The organism is Streptomyces sp. NRRL S-350 (assembly GCF_000719705.1).
Taxonomy (GTDB): Bacteria; Actinomycetota; Actinomycetes; order Streptomycetales; family Streptomycetaceae; genus Kitasatospora.
Map to the genome: position 1 here is coordinate 15,121 of NZ_JOHO01000052.1, position 16,862 is coordinate 31,982.

At 73.3% G+C, this 16,862-nt stretch carries 18 protein-coding genes and 2 pseudogenes; 15 read left to right on the forward strand and 5 right to left on the reverse strand.

Features of this window, described 5'->3' with window-relative positions:
- The first annotated feature begins 172 nt into the window (after positions 1–172).
- Positions 173–835 carry a DUF4097 family beta strand repeat-containing protein gene (locus IF30_RS0131370; protein ID WP_030244768.1) on the forward strand — a complete coding sequence of 221 codons (663 nt, stop codon included), beginning with the start codon at positions 173–175 and terminating at the stop codon, positions 833–835.
- Positions 836–921: 86 nt separating this feature from the next.
- Positions 922–2,049 (forward strand): serine hydrolase domain-containing protein, encoded by a 1,128-nt coding sequence (locus IF30_RS0131375; RefSeq protein ID WP_030244770.1) that lies wholly within the window; start codon positions 922–924, stop codon positions 2,047–2,049.
- A 163-nt stretch (positions 2,050–2,212) separates the two neighbouring features.
- Here IF30_RS0131375 and IF30_RS0131380 read toward each other — a convergent pair whose 3' ends face one another.
- On the reverse strand, positions 2,213–3,004 hold the full coding sequence (locus IF30_RS0131380) for a hypothetical protein (RefSeq protein ID WP_234322917.1): 792 nt from the start codon (positions 3,002–3,004) through the stop codon (positions 2,213–2,215).
- Between the two features lie 224 nt (positions 3,005–3,228).
- On the opposite strand from IF30_RS0131380, the gene IF30_RS0131385 reads away from it, so the two are divergent.
- The gene (locus IF30_RS0131385; RefSeq protein ID WP_030244773.1) at positions 3,229–3,576 is read left to right on the forward strand and encodes a hypothetical protein; all 348 of its coding nucleotides are present in this window, start codon (positions 3,229–3,231) and stop codon (positions 3,574–3,576) included.
- Between the two features lie 149 nt (positions 3,577–3,725).
- On the opposite strand, the gene IF30_RS0131390 is transcribed toward IF30_RS0131385, so the two are convergent.
- Entirely contained in the window at positions 3,726–4,475 is a 750-nt protein-coding gene (locus tag IF30_RS0131390) for a DUF4232 domain-containing protein (protein WP_030244775.1), read from the reverse strand.
- 181 nt (positions 4,476–4,656) lie between these two features.
- Positions 4,657–5,112, reverse strand: coding sequence for a MarR family winged helix-turn-helix transcriptional regulator (locus tag IF30_RS0131395; protein WP_030244776.1), 456 nt, complete (start codon positions 5,110–5,112; stop codon positions 4,657–4,659).
- 116 nt (positions 5,113–5,228) lie between these two features.
- On the opposite strand from IF30_RS0131395, the gene IF30_RS0131400 reads away from it, so the two are divergent.
- From IF30_RS0131400 to IF30_RS0131420, 5 genes are all read left to right on the forward strand, one after another.
- A complete protein-coding gene (locus IF30_RS0131400; RefSeq protein WP_030244778.1) occupies positions 5,229–5,621 on the forward strand; it encodes a nuclear transport factor 2 family protein in 393 nt (130 codons plus the stop codon).
- Between the two features lie 29 nt (positions 5,622–5,650).
- Positions 5,651–6,271 (forward strand): L-threonylcarbamoyladenylate synthase, encoded by a 621-nt coding sequence (locus IF30_RS0131405; RefSeq protein ID WP_030244779.1) that lies wholly within the window; start codon positions 5,651–5,653, stop codon positions 6,269–6,271.
- A 196-nt stretch (positions 6,272–6,467) separates the two neighbouring features.
- Positions 6,468–7,613 (forward strand): NADH:flavin oxidoreductase, encoded by a 1,146-nt coding sequence (locus IF30_RS0131410; RefSeq protein ID WP_030244782.1) that lies wholly within the window; start codon positions 6,468–6,470, stop codon positions 7,611–7,613.
- A gap of 135 nt (positions 7,614–7,748) precedes the next feature.
- A complete protein-coding gene (locus IF30_RS0131415; RefSeq protein ID WP_030244783.1) occupies positions 7,749–8,123 on the forward strand; it encodes a hypothetical protein in 375 nt (124 codons plus the stop codon).
- A gap of 83 nt (positions 8,124–8,206) precedes the next feature.
- Entirely contained in the window at positions 8,207–9,211 is a 1,005-nt protein-coding gene (locus tag IF30_RS0131420; RefSeq protein WP_234322918.1) for an alpha/beta hydrolase, read from the forward strand.
- Between the two features lie 370 nt (positions 9,212–9,581).
- Here IF30_RS0131420 and IF30_RS0131425 read toward each other — a convergent pair whose 3' ends face one another.
- Positions 9,582–9,809 (reverse strand): hypothetical protein, encoded by a 228-nt coding sequence (locus IF30_RS0131425; protein WP_030244786.1) that lies wholly within the window; start codon positions 9,807–9,809, stop codon positions 9,582–9,584.
- A 508-nt stretch (positions 9,810–10,317) separates the two neighbouring features.
- Between IF30_RS0131425 and IF30_RS45785 the strand changes: the two are divergent.
- Positions 10,318–10,443: pseudogene (locus IF30_RS45785) on the forward strand (cold-shock protein); the annotation flags it as partial.
- Positions 10,444–10,613: 170 nt separating this feature from the next.
- Positions 10,614–12,203 carry a DEAD/DEAH box helicase gene (locus tag IF30_RS0131435; protein ID WP_030244788.1) on the forward strand — a complete coding sequence of 530 codons (1,590 nt, stop codon included), beginning with the start codon at positions 10,614–10,616 and terminating at the stop codon, positions 12,201–12,203.
- A gap of 113 nt (positions 12,204–12,316) precedes the next feature.
- Here the strand turns inward: IF30_RS0131435 and IF30_RS0131440 are convergent, their stop codons facing one another.
- Positions 12,317–13,408, reverse strand: a complete 1,092-nt coding sequence (locus IF30_RS0131440; RefSeq protein WP_030244790.1) for a vWA domain-containing protein — start codon at positions 13,406–13,408, stop codon at positions 12,317–12,319.
- Positions 13,409–13,734: 326 nt separating this feature from the next.
- Between IF30_RS0131440 and IF30_RS0131445 the strand changes: the two genes are divergently transcribed.
- From IF30_RS0131445 to IF30_RS42260, 5 genes and pseudogenes are all read left to right on the forward strand, one after another.
- On the forward strand, positions 13,735–14,166 hold the full coding sequence (locus IF30_RS0131445) for a hypothetical protein (RefSeq protein WP_030244791.1): 432 nt from the start codon (positions 13,735–13,737) through the stop codon (positions 14,164–14,166).
- A gap of 347 nt (positions 14,167–14,513) precedes the next feature.
- Positions 14,514–14,954, forward strand: a complete 441-nt coding sequence (locus IF30_RS0131450) for a hypothetical protein (protein WP_234322919.1) — start codon at positions 14,514–14,516, stop codon at positions 14,952–14,954.
- 273 nt (positions 14,955–15,227) lie between these two features.
- On the forward strand, positions 15,228–15,440 hold the full coding sequence (locus IF30_RS0131455) for a cold-shock protein (RefSeq protein WP_030244794.1): 213 nt from the start codon (positions 15,228–15,230) through the stop codon (positions 15,438–15,440).
- Between the two features lie 407 nt (positions 15,441–15,847).
- Complete coding sequence (locus IF30_RS0131460; RefSeq protein ID WP_030244797.1) at positions 15,848–16,117, forward strand: hypothetical protein; 270 nt, start codon at positions 15,848–15,850, stop codon at positions 16,115–16,117.
- 172 nt (positions 16,118–16,289) lie between these two features.
- A pseudogene (locus tag IF30_RS42260) lies at positions 16,290–16,742 on the forward strand (hypothetical protein).
- Positions 16,743–16,862: the final 120 nt, after the last annotated feature.

Here is a 16,862-nt window from a genome sequence, read left to right on the forward strand (position 1 = left end):
ACGAACGGTCGTTCTGACGTTGCGTTAACGACGAGCGCGTTGCAATGATATCCACGCTTCTACCTGCAGAGATTACTTCCTCAAGCAAAGATCTCGTTGCTGCTAGTTGGAAAGCAACGTAGTGTTTCCAACGTCGGAAACAACGAGCAGCCAGCAGAGGAAGTGCCCGATGATGCAGAAGTTCGCCACCCCCGCCCCCATCTCCGCCGTCCTGGACATCCCCGCCGGCCGCGTCCAGTTCATCGCCGCGGACCGGGCCGACACCGCGGTCGAGGTCCTGCCCGCGAACGCCTCGAAGAGCCGCGACGTGAAGGCGGCCGAGCAGACGACGGTCGAATACGCCGACGGGGTCCTGCGGATCGACAACCCGGCGAGGAACCAGTACCTCGGCCCTTCCGGCGCCGTCGAGGTGACGGTCAAGCTGCCCGCCGGCTCCCGGGTCGAGGCCCGCTCGGCCGGCACCGAACTGCGCGGCGTCGGCCGCCTCGGCGACGTCGCCTTCGACGGCGCGTACCGCCGGATCAAGCTGGACGAGGCCGCGAGCGTCCGCCTCACCGCGGTCGACGGCGACGTCGAGGTCGGCCGGCTCGGCGGGTCCTCGGAGATCAGCACCGCCCGGGGCGACATCCGGATCACCGAGGCCATGGGCGGCACCGTCGTACTCCGCACCCGGTCCGGCGACATCGCGGTCGGCGCCGCCGCCGGCGTGTCGGCCGCCCTGGACGCCGGCACCGGCCACGGCCGGATCAGCAACGCCCTCAGGAACGACGGCACCGCCGAACTCGACATCCGCGCCACCACCTCCTACGGCGACATCACCGCCCGCAGCCTCTGACGGACCGGCTCCCCGAGCCCACCCGCGCACCGCACCCGCGCACCGCAGCAACCGCAACCGCAACCGCAACCGCAAGGAGTACAGCCATGTCTCTCACCCCCACCGGCCAGGACCGCCCGGAGCTGCAGAAGGCCATCGAGGAGATCGTCGAGTCCGGTTTCGCCGGCATGCAGCTGCGCGTGAACGACGAGCGGGGCGAGTGGACCGGCAGCGCCGGGGTGCGCAAGCTGGGCGAGAGCGCCAAGCCACCGACCGACGGGCGGTTCCGGATCGGCAGCACCACCAAGACCTTCACCGCGACCACGGTCCTGCGGCTGGTGGCCGACGGCAGGATCGGGCTCGACAGTCCGGCCGACGACTACCTGCCCGAGTTCGGGCTGGACCGGCGGATCACCGTGCGGATGCTGCTGCAGCACACCAGCGGGCTGTTCAACTTCACCGGCGAGTACTACGACGACGGGACGGTCGCGCCGGGGATCCCCTGGCAGGGCCAGGAGTACGTGGACAACCAGTTCCACACCTACCAGCCCCGGGAACTGGTGCGGCTGGCACTGTCCAAGCCCGCGCGGTTCGAGCCGGGAACGGACTGGAGCTACTCCAACACCAACTACGTCCTGGCCAGGCTCCTGGTCGAGAACGTCACCGGCCGTCCGTTCGCCGAGGAGGTGCACCGGCTGATCCTGCAGCCGCTGGGACTGACGGGCACCGTGGTGCCGGACGCCTCACCGGAGATCCCCGAGCCGCACGCCCACGGCTACTACCGGTACGAGCACGCCGGCCAGTGGAAGGTCGTCGACGTCACCCGCTTCAACGTCTCCTGGATCTCGGCCGCCGGCGACATGATCTCCACCACCGAGGACCTCCACACGTTCTTCTCCGCGCTGATGGGCGGCAGGATCCTGCCGGACTCCCTGCTGGCCGAGATGCGCACCGCGCACCCCAAACTGGGTTACGGCCTGGGGCTGTTCGCGGAGGAGACCGACGGCGGCACCGTCTACCACCACAACGGCGGCTTCTTCGGCTGGGCGGCGCTGATGTACAGCACGCCCGACGGCAGCACCACCCTGACCGCCTCACTGACCGCCGGTGACGCCGAACTCGACTTCGCCGCCACGGCCCAGGCCTTCCAGAAGGCGCAGCAGCGGCTCGTCAAGGAGGTGTTCGGCGGCGGGCAGGGCGGGCCGGCCCCCACCACGGGCGGGTCGGCGCAGTAGCGGGGCCGGGCAGCGGCCCAACGGCCCAACGGCTCGCCGGCGGTTTCCGCGGCGGCCGGGGGCCCGTCACTTCTCGCACAGCCTGCGGAAGCACTGCCGCAGGTCGCGCACCAGCCGGTCCGGTGCGCGGTGGGCGGCCCGGCCGGGCCCCGGGGCGGGCCGGTCAGTGCAGGGCGCTGACCGCGCGGGCGATGACGAGCAGGGACGTGACGAGTGCGGCGATGCTCTCCACGCTCATGAGGACCTTCGCCCGGGCGGAGAGCGGCATGGTGTCGGTCGGGCTGAACGCGGTGGAGTTGGTCACCGACACGTAGAGGTAGTCGATCAGCGTCGGGGCCCAGTCGCAGGAGCGGCTGGAACCGTCGGCGACCTCCTCCACCGCGTCGTGGTTCTCGTCCTGGGAGAAGCGGAAGTCCGCGAGCGGGAGTTCGGTGCGCGGCACCTGGGTGCGGACGACCGGGCCGCCGCGGTCGAGTTCCCAGAACGCGAGACCGAAGACGATGACGTCGGTGGCCCAGACCTGGAAGGCGGCGATCAGCAGCGAGCCGCCGTCCTTGACGTCCGTGGCCACCAGCGCGTGGACGAGCAGTCCCAGGGCCAGCAGGTTGCTGACGCCGATCATGCCGACCAGGGTCAGGGACAGGGTTCTGGACAGCCGGTTCTGGCGGGTCATCCGGTGCGGGTTCACCGCGACCAGCGGAATCAGGAGCAGCACCTCGAGGGCCGGCAGGACGTAGCGCGGGCCGACGAGCAGGGGCTCGGGCAGGGCGAGGTAGAGCAGGATCGCTACGACGGTGGCCGCCATCGCCGGCAGTCGGGCCTCGCCGCGGCGCTCGTGGCGGGGGTGGCGCCGCTGCATCGGCGCCCGGTGGACGTTCGGTGCTTGGTGGGCGTCCGCCGGCTCGTGGGCGTCCGGTGCTTGGTGGGCGTTCGCTGCCTGGCTGTCCGTGGTCATCTCGGCGGGTCTCCTGGGGTCGGCGTGGCTGACCGGCGGTTTCCCCGGCAAGCGGCGTCCACTCCCGGCCCCGGGGCGCGGCCGGCCGGAAGGTCGGAATGTACGGAAAGCGCCGAAGCGGTCGGAACGTACGGAAAGCGCCGTCGTGGGATGCATGCTCCGGCGGGACGGGGGCAGCCGACAGCCGTACCACGAAGACGGACCCCTTCGACGAGGAGGCAGTTGTGACCAGTGGACTGTGGGACTACGGCAACGCCGAGGGCTACGCCCCGGGCACGGACCTGACGGGCTACCGGGTCGAGGCCGAGGACGGTCACATCGGCAAGGTCGACCGGCACACCGAGGACGTCGACTCCGCGCACATCGTGGTCGACACCGGCCCGTGGATCTTCGGCCGCGAGGTCCTGCTCCCGGCGGGCACGATCCGGCGCGTGGACACCGGCGAGCGGACGGTGTGGGTGAACCGGACGAAGGACGAGGTGAAGAACTCGCCGGAGTACGACAAGGACCGGCACACCGCGGACCCCGACTACCACCGGACGATCGGCGGCTACTACGGCGGGGTCGTCTGACCCCACCGGCTGGACCGCCCCACCCAGCAGGGCCCCGACCTCCCGGTCGGGGCCCTGCTGTCCGTCTGCGCCTTCACCGGTTCCGGGCCCGCTCCCGCCGCCCGGTCCTGCGGGCGGGCGGCGGGAGCGGGCCGGTACCCGCGGGGGAGCTACTTGCCGGCCGCCGCCATGGAGGCGACCGCTTCGGCCACGGTGGAGCGGTAGATGCCCATCTGCGGGTTCAGGACGTGGACGCCGCTGCCGAGGGGGAAGTTGCGGGTGTTCGCGAGGGGCATGTCGCCCTCGTCGTCGACCAGGACGTTGAGTTCGTCGATGCCCGGGGCGGTGCCGGTGGTGGCGCCGCTCGGGTCGAGATCGATCACCGCATAGGCCTTCTGGCCCGCCGCGACCGGGAAGCGCAGCGTGCCGCTGGCGAGGATCGGCTTGAGGTTGTTGCTCCGGTCGCGGGCCGCGGAGTTGCCGAGGTCGACCCCGGGCGACGAGCTGAGGCTGCAGGCGCCCGCACCGGTGTTGTGCACCTCGATCACCCACTGGCTCGGGGATCCGGCGCGTGCCGTCGCCTGGATCGCGAGGTTCTGGATGTCGCACGGGCGGGCGTCGGAGCCGGTACCCGCGCCGCCGGGCCGGGCGCCGGCCGACGGGCTCGCGGCGGGCGGTGTCTGCGCGGGGCGGGTGGCGGTGTGCGAAGTCCCGCCGGCGGGGGGCGTGTTCGCGGTGGGGGCACCGGGGGCCGGGTTGCCCGCGGGCGGGGGCGTGACGGCCACCGTGGCGGATGCGGTGGCCGCCGGGCCGCCGGCCGAGTCGGCGTTGTCCGGCCCGCAGGCGGTCAGCGCGAGCCCTGCCCCGACGACGAGGACGGCGCAGGCGAGCAGCGGGCGGCGGTGGCGGCGGACGGACATGGTGGCTCCCCGAGGACGGTTGTGTGCTGACTGCTTTGTCACTCCACATGACGGTGGGCCGACGGCTTCCGGTGGCATGATCGGCGTCACAATCGCCCGGACATGACGGCGACGGGACTGTGACATCGGGTCAGGTGCGGCGGGGTTGACACGGCGCCCTCAAGCCGCAGCGGAGGGGCCGTCAGTCGTGGCCGGCGGCGAAGGGGCCCTCGTCGACGAAGCGGCGCAGGAGGCGGGCGAAGGCCTGGGCGTCGGCCTGGGGCCAGGTGGCGAGGGAGTCCTCGATGCCGGCGGCGAGCCGCTGCCGGGTGGCGGCGACGACGGCGCGGCCGTCGTCGGTGAGGGTGAGCAGGGTGGCGCGGGCGTCGGCCGGGTCCGGGTGGCGTCGGAGCAGTCCGGCCTGTTCGAGGCGGTCGGCGCGGCGGGTGACGGTGGTGCGGTCCAGGCCGATCTCGCGGCCGAGGTCGGCGGCGCTGCGGGGGCCGGTGCGGGCCAGGCCGCTGAGGACCGGGTAGGTGAGGTCGTCGACCGCCTCCCCCAGCCCTTCGGTCAGGCGGGTGTAGAGGCGGGCGCGGGTGCTGCGCCGCAGGAGGAGTCCGAGGGCGTCGGCGATGTCGCGGCCTGTCGTGTCGTTCACCCCTCCAGATTAGCGTGCGCGGGACACGCTTTTCCGGTACGGTCATAAGCGTGCTCAAGGCACGCATCTCGCTCGATCCGCAGCGGGATCCCCCGCACCGACCCGAAGGAACCCCCATGCACCGCACCGACGTCCGCGCCGCCCTCACCGACCTGCTCCTCACCCCCGGCCTCGACCTGGACGAGGCCGCCGACCGGCACTTCGCCCCCGACTACCGCCAGCGCACCGACGGGAGCTGGGCGGACCGCGACGAGTTCCTCACCCACATCGCCCACCTGCGCACGGTCCTCGCCGACGGCTCCGTCGAGGTCCACGACGAACTCGCGGCCGGCGACCGCTACGCCGACCGCCACACCATGACCGTCGTCAAGACCGACGGGTCCACCGTCCGCATGGAGGTCTACCTCTTCGGCGAGTTCGCCCCCGACGGCCGCTTCCGCCGCATCGAGGAGACCACCCTCCTGCTCGAGGGCGGCGACGGCGACCGGAACCTCGGCAGTGCCCGCTGATCCCCGCTCCGCCCGGGTAGGGTCGGCCAATGGCGAAGTACTTCGACGTGCACCCGCAGACCCCCCAGGCCCGCACCATCGGCACCGTGGCCGACAGCCTCCGCTCCGGCGCCCTCATCGCATACCCCACCGACTCCTGTTTCGCCCTGGGCTGCCGCATGGGCAACCACGAGGGCCTCGAACGGATCCGGTCGATCCGGCGTCTCGACGACCGCCACCACTTCACGTTGATGTGCGAGGACTTCGCCCAGCTGGGCCAGTTCGTCCACATCGACAACGCCGTCTTCCGCGCCGTCAAGGCGGCGACACCGGGCAGCTACACCTTCATCCTCCCCGCCACCAAGGAGGTCCCGCGCCGGCTGATGCACCCGAAGAAGAAGACGGTGGGCGTGCGGATCCCCGACCACGCCGTCACACGGGCCCTGCTCGCCGAACTCGGCGAGCCCCTCCTCTCCAGCACCCTGCTGCTGCCCGGCGAGGACGAGCCGATGACCCAGGGGTGGGAGATCAAGGAGCGGCTCGACCACGTGCTGGACGCCGTGGTGGATTCCGGCGACTGCGGGACGGAACCGACGACGGTCGTCGACTTCTCCGGCGGCACGGCGGAGATCGTCCGACGCGGCGCGGGCGATCCCGCGCGCTTCGAGTGACGAGGCGCTCGCGCTGACAGGGCGGCGGGGGTGGCGGCGGGCAGGGGCGGGGGCAGCGCCGGCGGCGCCGCCGGGCAGGTGGCGCGGATCACAGCGGGGCAGCGGCGGTCGGCGAAATGCGGAGGCCGCCGAGGTGGTTGGCACGGGCAACCGTTTTCCGACCCGGCGCACACCACCGGTACCCGCGAGGATCCCCATGACCGTCACCGAGCCCGCCGCCTCCGCCGACCCCGCCGCCTCCCGCGCGGCCGGGATCCTGTCCCGCCCCGTCACGATCAACGGGCTGACCGTGCCCAACCGCATCGTGATGGCGCCGATGACGCGCAGCTTCTCCCCCGGCGGCGTGCCCGGCGAGGACGTGCGCTCGTACTACGCGCGCCGCGCCGCCGCGGGCGTGGGCCTGATCGTCACCGAGGGGACGTACGTCGGCCACGAGTCCGCCGGCCAGAGCGACGCCATCCCGCGCTTCCACGGGGAGGAGCAGCTGGCCGGGTGGGCCCGCGTCGCCGAGGACGTCCACGCGGCGGGCGGCACCATCGTGCCGCAGCTCTGGCACATCGGCATGGTGCGCAAGCAGGGTGACCCGCCGTTCGCCGACGCCCCCGCCGTCGGCCCCTCCGGCATCCGGCTGGACGGCACCGAGGGCACGGGGCGGGCGATGACCCGCACCGACCTGGACGCCGTCATCGGCGCGTTCGCCGAGGCCGCCGAGGCCGCCGAGCGGATCGGCTTCGACGGCGTCGAGCTGCACGGCGCCCACGGCTACCTGCTCGACCAGTTCCTGTGGGCGGGCACCAACCGCCGCACCGACGCCTACGGCGGCGACCCGGTCGCCCGGACGAAGTTCACGGCCGAGCTCGTCGCCGCGGTGCGCGAGCGCGTCTCCCCCGAGTTCCCGGTGATCTTCCGCTACTCGCAGTGGAAGGCGGAGAACTACGACGCCCGCCTCGCCGAGACCCCCCAGGAGCTGGAGGCGATCCTCACCCCGCTCGCCGAGGCCGGCGTCGACGCCTTCCACGCCTCGACCCGCCGCTACTGGATCCCCGAGTTCGACGGCTCGGACCTCAACCTGGCCGGCTGGACCAGGAAGCTCACCGGCCGGCCCGCCATCACCGTCGGCTCCGTCGGCCTCGACGGCGACTTCGTCCGCGCCTTCATGGGCGAGGGCGCCCCGGTCCAGGGCATCGACGACCTGCTCGACCGGCTGGAGCGCGACGAGTTCGACCTGGTGGCCGTCGGCCGCGCCCTCCTCCAGGACCCGCAGTGGGCCGCCAAGGTCCTCTCCGGCCGCTTCGCCGACCTGCGGCCCTACGACGCCGCCGCGCTGCGCACCCTCAGCTGACCCCCCGCCGGCTGACCACCGCGCCCGCGGCCCCCTTGCCCGGCGGATAATGGCGGGGGCCGCGGGCCGGCGGCGCCGGTGCGGTACCGGCGGTACCGGCGGTACCGGTCGACGGAGAGAAGAGGCAGAGGACGGATGACCCTGAAGGAAGGCCGGCGCGTCAGGTTGGCCGAGGACCTCGCGATCGGCGAGGCCGTCGCCGGGGAGCCCGGGGCCGTCGTCGGGTTCCTCTCGCTGGGAGCCGGCGCGGAGGGCACCGTCGAGCGGGTGGACGGGGAGCTCCCGGAGAGCCATGAGGTGCGCGAGTACCGGCGCCTCACCGCGCTGTTCGAGGACTACGGGCACACCATGCCGACGGCCAGCCGCGAGCGCCTGGTGGCGCAGATCGCCGAGCTGGAACCGCAGTGGGCCGCGCACCGGGAAGAGGGAAGCCGGGTGACGGTCCGGGTCCGGCTGGACAACGGCTTCGTCCTCGACGGGGCGCACCAGGACATCCTCACCCCCCTGTGACGGGTGCCGTGGGCCGGCCCGGGTGGGGCCGGCAGGCTGTACCCGTCGGGGCGCTGCCGGGCGCCCTCGGAGAGGGGGCCCTGGTGGGGGACGGATCGACGGCTCGGCGGGTGCCCCCGCTGGATCCGCAGGTGGGGGCCGCGGTGGCGGCCGCGGTGGCGGCCGCCGGTGAGCGGGCGCGGCAGGTGCTCACCCCGGAGGGCCTGACGGCGTGGCAGGAGCGCGACGCCGCCGCCCGGCCCCGTCCGACGCTCGACCGGTTGCGCGACGGCGGCCGGTTCGAGGTGGCGGAGGTGCGCGTGCCGCGGGCCGACGGCTGCGGCGACGTCACGCTCGTCAGCGCGCGGCCCGCCGGGGTCCGCGAGGAGCTGCCGTTGCTGTACTACGTGCACGGCGGCGGGATGGTGACGGGCAACGCGTGGTCGGTCCTGCCCCGGCTGCTGCGCGCGTGGGCGCTGCCCCTGGGGCTGGCGGTCGTCTCCGTGGAGTACCGGCTGGCGCCGCGCACCCGGTTCCCCGGGGCCGTCGAGGACTGCTACGCCGGACTCGCCTGGGCCACCGGGCACGCGGGCGTGCTGGGCGTGGACGCGCGGCGGGTGGTCGTCGGCGGCAAGAGCGCCGGTGGCGGCCTCGCCGCGGCCCTGGCCCTGCTGGCCCGCGACCGCGGCGCCCCGGCCCCGGTCGGCCAGCTGCTGCTGAGCCCGATGCTCGACGACCGCGGTGACACCTTCTCCAGCCACCAGATGGCCGGCCACGACACCTGGGACCGCACCTCCGGCGCCACCGCCTGGCAGGCCGTACTCGGCAGCCGCTACGGCGCCGCCGACCTTTCGCCGTACGCCGCCCCGGCCCGCGCCACCGACCTGTCCCGGCTGCCGGCGGCGTACGTCGACGTCGGGTCCGCCGAGACGCTCCGGGACGAGGCCGTCGCCTACGCCGACGCGATCTGGCAGGCGGGCGGCGAAGCCGAACTGCACGTGTGGCCCGGCGCCTGCCACGGCTTCGACACCCTCGCCCCCGACGCGGCCCTCACCCGGGACGCCCACGACGCCCGCACCCGCTGGCTGCGACGCGTCCTCGGGCGGTGACCCCGGCCCGGGCCGACGGCACACGCCGCCCACGGGGGCCCAGCGCGCCGACGGGTACAGCGATTTCGAGACAACCGGGAGAGTCCGGCGGGCAGCCGCGGCCCGGCCCCGCCGGAGCCGGACGGTTCCCGGTGCCGAACGCCAACCCGCTGGGTGCCGGAGGAGAACCCGCAGTTCGTCGTCGACCGGCTGCACCAACTGCCGGCCCGCTGACCCGGGGCCGGAGCCGAGCACCGGGGCCGGGAACGGGAACGGGAAGGCGAGGCCCGGGGCCGAAGGCCCGGGGCCGGGGCCGGGGCCGGTACCCCTGGACGGGTCCGGCTGGGAGTCGGGGGGCGCCCCCGGCCGAGGAGGCCGGGGGCGCCCGGGGTCAGAGTTTGTACATCTCGGTGTACGGCTGGGTGATGCGTTCCTGCCGTGAGCCGAAGTCGACGAGGACCGCGATGTCGCTGTCGGCTTCGACGGCGATGGCCCGGCCGAGGCCGAACCTGTCGTGGGTGACCCGGTCGCCGACGGCGAAGTGCTTGCGCGGCGCCTCCACCCGGGCCTTGAAGGGGCTGGTGGGCAGGGGGCGGCGGACTGCTGCAAATTTCGTCATTCCCTCCAGTATGCGCCGGAAGGCGCGAGCGCGGGAGTTTCCGGCGCATACGAGTTCGGGACAGCCCGGAAACGCCGGGCGCGCCCTCCCTCGCGCTCCCTCGACGGCGCCGGCGGGGGTGGTGCGACTCCTTCACGGGGCGGTCGCCGCGCCGCGTGCGCTCCGCCTCCGCGGAAATCTTTCCCCGGGATCCGCCGGCCCCGGCGGGGTCCGTCCGCACGCCCAACCAGCCCGCCCTCCACGAGGGTTGGCGCCCCCGCCCGGCCGCGGGCGGCCGCCCCGGCGGGCCCCCCGCGAAACCGGGGCCGAAATAATCCGCCACGACGGTCCGCAGCCTGCTAGAGTCGACGTTAGTTGCAGTAGTGGTTCCCATGAACTTTGTGTGCGCCTGCTGATGTATTGCAGGCGCATTTTTGTTTCCCGGCTCTTCCCCGGGTGGGTGCTCATCGCGGCGACTCGGAGTTCGCACTGTGCGTTCTCCGGACAGCCCCTTGAAGGAGATTTCTTAATGGCTAATGGCACCGTGAAGTGGTTCAACGCGGAAAAGGGCTTCGGCTTCATCGAGCAGGAGGGTGGCGGCCCCGACGTCTTCGCCCACTACTCGAACATCAACGCCAACGGCTTCCGTGAGCTGCTCGCCCGCCCTTTCGCGGTGAGCGCCGACCGTAGGTGACGTGCCGCACGGTTTCACCGTCCACGCTCCGACCGTCATATTTCCGGCCCGTTCCCTTGCGGTCTCCCCCGGCGCGCCCCGCGCCACCGGAGCCTTCCTCGTGACGTGCCGCCCTGAGGAAGGTTTCCCACATGAACCGCTCCAGTCGCTCCTCGTACCAGAGCGCCGGCTCCCGCTCCGCCGCCGGCTCCCGCGCCGGTGGCAGTTCCCGGTCGGGTGGCAGCTCCCGCTCCGGGGGCAGCTCCTTCTCCGGCGGCAACTCCTTCTACGGCGACCGGCCTGCCGGAGGGCGGCGCCCCTCCGGGCGGAGCGGCCGTCAGGGCTCGTCCCCGCAGGGCGAGTTCGCGATGCCGGTGAGCACCACCCCGGCGCTGCCGGCCGTCGAGTCCTTCGACGAGCTCGACATGCCGAAGGCGCTGCTGGCGGTGCTGGCCCGCCAGGGCGTCACCACGCCGTTCCCCATCCAGGCCGCGACGCTGCCGAACTCGCTGGCCGGCCGTGACGTCCTCGGACGAGGCCGCACCGGCTCCGGCAAGACCATCGCCTTCGGCCTCGCCGTGCTGGCCCGCACCGCCGGGCACAAGGCCGAGCCGCGCCGCCCGCTGGCCCTCGTACTGGTCCCGACCCGCGAGCTCGCCCAGCAGGTCACCGACGCCCTCACCCCGTACGCCCACGCGCTGCGCCTGCGGATGGCCACCGTGGTGGGCGGGGTGTCGATCGGACGCCAGGCCCACGCGCTGAACCGCGGGGCGGAGGTCGTGGTGGCCACCCCCGGCCGGCTCAAGGACCTCATCCAGCGCGGCGACTGCCAGCTGGACGGCGTCGGCATCACGGTGCTCGACGAGGCCGACCAGATGGCCGACATGGGCTTCCTGCCGCAGGTCACCGAACTCCTGGGCCAGGTCGCCGAAGGCTGCCAGACGATGCTGTTCTCCGCCACCTTGGACCGCAACGTCGACCGCCTGGTGCGGCGGTTCCTCAACGACCCCGTCACGCACTCCGTGGACCCGTCCGCCGGAGCCGTCAGCACCATGGAGCACCACGTGCTCCACGTGCAGAACTTCGACAAGGCCGCCACGATCGCCCACATCGCCTCCCGCGACGGTGGCGTGATCATGTTCATCGACACCAAGCACGGCGCGGACCGCCTCGTGGAGGACCTGCTCGCCAACGGCGTGAAGGCCGCCGCCCTGCACGGCGGCAAGTCCCAGCCGCAGCGCACCCGCACCCTGGAGCAGTTCCGCACCGGCCAGGTCACGGCCCTGATCGCGACCAACGTCGCGGCCCGGGGCATCCACGTCGACGGGCTCGACCTCGTCGTCAACCTGGACCCGCCGAACGACCACAAGGACTACCTGCACCGCGGCGGGCGCACCGCCCGGGCCGGCGAGTCCGGCACCGTCGTCACGCTGGTGCTGCCCAACCAGCGCCGCGAGATGGCCCGCATGATGGCCACGGCCGCCATCACCCCCGTCACCACCCGCGTCAGCGCCGGCGACGAGGACCTGGCCCGCATCACCGGCGCCCGCGTGCCCACCGGCATCCCCACCGTGATCGCCGACCCCGTCGTCGAACGGCCGCGCCGCAGCCCCTCCGCGAACCGCGGCCGCCGCAGCCGGCCCGTCTCCGCCTCCGGTGAGACCCGGAGCGCCTCGAGCCGCGACGGCCAGGGCTTCCCCGGCCGCCGCCGGGCCCCCAGGCGCGCCTCCGTCGCCGCGTAGCGCCCTCCGGCCCGGGGCGGAGGGCCGCCGGGCGGCCGGGTCGACGCCGTCGATCCCGCCGCCCGGGCCCCGCTCCCCGGGCCGGGCAGGAGCCCGGGCCGGGGGGCGGCCGGTTACAGGAGGACCAGCAGCTTGGTGCCCGGCACCAGCTTCCGGTTGACGGACGTCGACTGGACGAAGACGGTGTACGCCGGGTTGTCGCCCGGCTTCACCGCGACCTCCGACCCCGGCAGGCCGAGGAGCCGGCGGGCCGCCGGGCCCGAGAACACCCGGCCCGTCATCCGGCCGGTGGCCGGGTCCTTCTCCGCCACGGCCAGCTGCTTGGTGCCCTGGACCTTCTCGCGCTTGGACAGCTCGTAGAAGGCGCAGCCGGTCTTGTACGGGTGCCCGGCGCGGGTGACGAAGTCGCGGATCGGCGTCTGCTCGTCGACCGGGATGAGGATGTACTTGCCGGTGTCCAGGGCGTCGAGGTTGGCCTTCACCTCGGCCGTGTTCAGGTCCTGGCCCATGGCGAACAGGTTCCTGGTGCCGCGCACGCCCTGCTCGCGGCCGCGCAGGAAGCTGGTGGCAGCCGCCTTGACGGTGCCGATGGCCTCCTCGACGCCCTTGCTGGAGTCCGCGTCCCAGATCGCGATGTTGCCCGCCGGGAAGCCGTACTCCTGAGCGGTGCGCTTGGCCAGGGAGTTCGGGACCAGGATCGCCGACGTCCAGTGGGCGGGGAGGTCGTCCATGGCGGTCTGGATGCGGTCCATCCAGGTGCGCAGGACGGCGCTGCCCCGGTCGGTGTTCATGCGGGTGTGCATCTGGCCGGTCTCGGAGTAGCCGGAGGCGTTCTCCTCGCCGTCGGTGACGACGACCTGCAGGAAGGAGTGCTCCCCGTACCCTTCCCAGATGTTCTTCAGGTCGTCGACGGACTTCACGGCGGCCTCGATCAGCGCCGTCGCGCCGTTGTCGACCTTGTAGAGGCCGCGCAGGGACGGCAGGTGCTTGACGTCCATGTCCCAGACGAGGTTCTGCACCTCGTGGTCGAAGGCGTAGAGGCTGATGCGGGTCTCGTGGCCGAGCCGGTCGGACTCCTCCTGCAGGCCCTTCACGAACTCGTCCACCACCCGGACGAGCTGTGCCTCGTGCTGGCGCATCGAGCCGGACTTGTCGACCACGAGCGAGACGTGGTTGACCTTGTGCTTGATCCTGGCCACAGACATGCTTCCGCCCTCTTCCGACGCTCCTGCGGCGCCTTCCGGCGCCCCCTCCGACGTTGTTTCCACACTAGGAGGGGGCTCTGACACCCCGTGGCGTGGCGACGACCGCGCGCGGGCGGGCGGGACGGCGACCTGCCCAGGCCTCCTCGCGCAGGAGTTCGGGATTCGCGGTTTCGTGGCCTCGCGGCTTCCGCGGGTGGGGCCCTGCGGCGGCGGGGCGCGCGGCGGGAGCGGGGCGGCTCGCGAATGCGCGGGTCGTGCACCGGGCCTTGCCGACGGATTTGGGGGAATGCCCGCGCGGTGGCGTCCATTGGGTCGATCATGTTCGGGTGCCGATCACCCCGAATCCGTCCCCGCCCGCCGGCCCCTCGTCCTGGGACGAACGGCTGGAAACCCGAATCGGGGTGTGCGCGGCCCAGTTGACCTGGTGGGGCCACGACTTCACCGACGGGGCCTGGCCCGACACCGAGGACCTGGCCGTCCTGCTCGCCCGCACCGTGCGCGAGGCCGCCGAGATCCCGTCGATGCGCTCCGCCCACCACGCGCTGACCACCGCCCTCGGCTCGGTGCACGCCGCCGAACGGTGGATGCGCCCGTACTGCGCCGCCTCCCCCGCGATGGCCTGCCGGCACCTGCACCAGGCCACCGAACACCTGGAGGCCGCCCGCCGGCACCTCGCCGACGCCGCACCGTCCGGCCGCCCCTCCCTCCCCCCGCAGCGCGGGGGCGGGCCGGGCACCGGAGGCCCGGCAGGGGCGTAGCGCGCGGGACGGCGGCGGTGCGTCGCCCCGGTGCGGTGGCCGCGGTGCGGTGGCCCCGGTGCGGTGGCCGCGTCGAGGTGTCTGCGGCCCGGCGCCGGCCTGTCGGCCCGTCAACGTCCCTACTGGTCGGGCCGGTTGTTCGGAAGGTGGCCGGTCGGCGTCCGCGGGGTCGGTGCCGGGGTCGTCCTCACCGACGGTCGACGGATCGTTTTCGGTCAGGTGCGTCGATCCGCCGATCCGGACCTATCAGGAACTGATCACCACCGCTAGGGTGCGGCGCGTCCCCGTTGTTACGCCCTCCCGCGCCGTTCCCGGCGAGGGAGACGACCGATCGGAACGGTGTCGCCGTGACCAGGATCCTCCGCCAGTTGACGACCCGTCTGGGAAGGGCGGCCGCGACGGTCGCCGTGCTCGCGGCCGCCCTCACCGGCACGGCGGCCGGCACGGCCTCCGCGGCCGGCGGCTGGAGCTGCTCCGGGGCGCCCGTCCCGGCCGGCTACGTCATCACGATGTACAACCCGGGCGGCTGCAGCAACCACGGCTCGTGGTACCAGCAGCCCGCGCAGGACCGCCTGTGGACCTGCTCCGGTTCGCCGATCGTCTCCGGCTACGTGCTGACCGGCTACAACCCCCAGGGCTGCAACGGCGTCGGCGCCTGGTTCCACCAGCTGGTCCGCAACGGCATCTGGACCTGCCCGTACTCGCCGATCCCGGCCGGCTACCGCAGCACCACCTACGACGCGCGCGGCTGCAACGGCCTCGGCGCCTGGCTCACCGTCAAGGCCTGAGCGCCGGGCCGGGCGGCCGGCCCCGGGGGCCCCTGGCGGGGCTCGCAGCGGGGTCCGGCGGGAGCGGCGGGCGGCGGCGCGCGGAGTCCGGGGGGAAAACCCGCGCGCCGCCCGCCCGCGAACCGCGTGTACCCCCGTTCCCGAAACGCATGCACCGGGCCGGGGAGCGCAGCGGCGCCGGGCTCGCGGGACGCGGGTGACCTTTGGCGTTCATTGCCTCACGCAACGTGAAATGATCACGGTCGGCAACGCGTCACATCATCAAGGGGAGACATGGCAGAGCGTCAGAACGGCGTGGTCAAGTGGTTCAACGACGAGAAGGGGTACGGGTTCATCACCCCGGAGTCCGGCCCCGACCTGTTCGTCCACTTCCGTGCGATCGAGGGCCCCGGCTTCAAGTCCCTGGTGGAAGGGCAGAAGGTCACCTTCGAGGCCGTCCAGGGCCAGAAGGGCATGCAGGCCGACAAGGTACAGGTCACGGAGTAGGCCCCCGCCCCCGGACGCGCCGGAAGCACCGACAGGCTCCCGGCGCGTCCGCACGTCCGGGGCGGGCGGTCCGGCCGTGGGCGGGCGGTCCGGCCGTGGCAGGTGGTCCGGGCGGGGCGGCGGCGGGGTCTCCGGACAGCCGAGCGGCACCGCCCGTGCGGGTCCGGGCCCGCGGCGGCCTCGGCACTCGGAAGGACCCCCGTGCGTCTGCTCCGCCCGACTGATCCGGGAAGATTCGCACCCGATCCACATTCCCGCAGGTCGGCGCGGTGTGTCTGACGGAAGGTGAGGTCCGGTCGGGCGGTGGCAGCGCTTGCGAGGGCTCACGGCGCATGGCTGTCTGAAGTCGTGGCGAGGCCGACCGGCACCGCCGCTTCACCCCCCTGACCTCCGTGGAGGATCTTCCCATGCGTGCTTTCAAGCGTGTTCTGGCCGTCAGCGCTCTCACCGCCCCCCTCGTGATCGGCTGTGCCGGTCTGGCCTCCGCCCAGGAAGGCCTGAGCGCTGACTTCGGCAAGGGCGCGTTCATCGCCAACCAGCACGGCGCCGGTGTCGCGGCCGTCGAATCCGCCGTCTCCCCCGACGGGATCTCGCACGCCGACTTCTTCATCTGGGCCGACGACAACGGCGTCTCCGGCTCGTTCACGGGCTCGGGTGCCAGCTGGAGCAACGGCTGACGAAGTCCCGGCCCGCGGGGAGCGTGACACCGTCACGCCCTGCCGGGCCGGGACCGGGCGGGCGCTCCGATGCAAAGTCGGAGCGCCCGCCCGGCGTTTGGAAGAGGATGTTGGTCACGCGACGTGCCCGGGTGGGGCACGTCGCTCAGCCGTGACGACCCCAGGGGTGACCATGACCAGCAACGAGAGCAGCAAGCACGCCGGTTTCTCGGCCGAGGAACGGGCCGCGATGAAGGAGCACGCGCAGGAGCTGAAGAAGGCCGCGCGCAAGACCTCGCAGGCCGAGAAGGAGGCCGAGGCGAGACAGGACGTGCTCGCGAAGATCGCCGAGATGCGGGACAGCGACCGCGTCATGGCCGAACGCGTGCACGCCGTCGTCACCGCCGCCGCTCCGGCCCTCGCCCCCAAGCTCTAGTACGGGATGCCCGCGTACGCGCTGGACGGCAAGGTCGTCTGTTTCTTCCAGAGCGCCGAGAAGTTCAAGTCCCGCTACGCCATGCTCGGCTTCAGCGACCAGGCCCGGCTGGACGACGGCTCGATGTGGCCGACCTACTTCGCCCTGACCGAGGTCTCCGCGCAGGTCGAGGAGCGCATCGCGGACCTGGTGGCGCGCGCCGTGGCCTGACGGCGTCGGCGCCCCGCGGGCGGGCGCGGCGGCGGCCCTCCGAGGCGCGGTGGCCGGCTTCGGGTTACGGTCGGAAGGCCGACCGAGCCCTTGGGGGCCGCGTTCCGGTGCCCGGCCCCG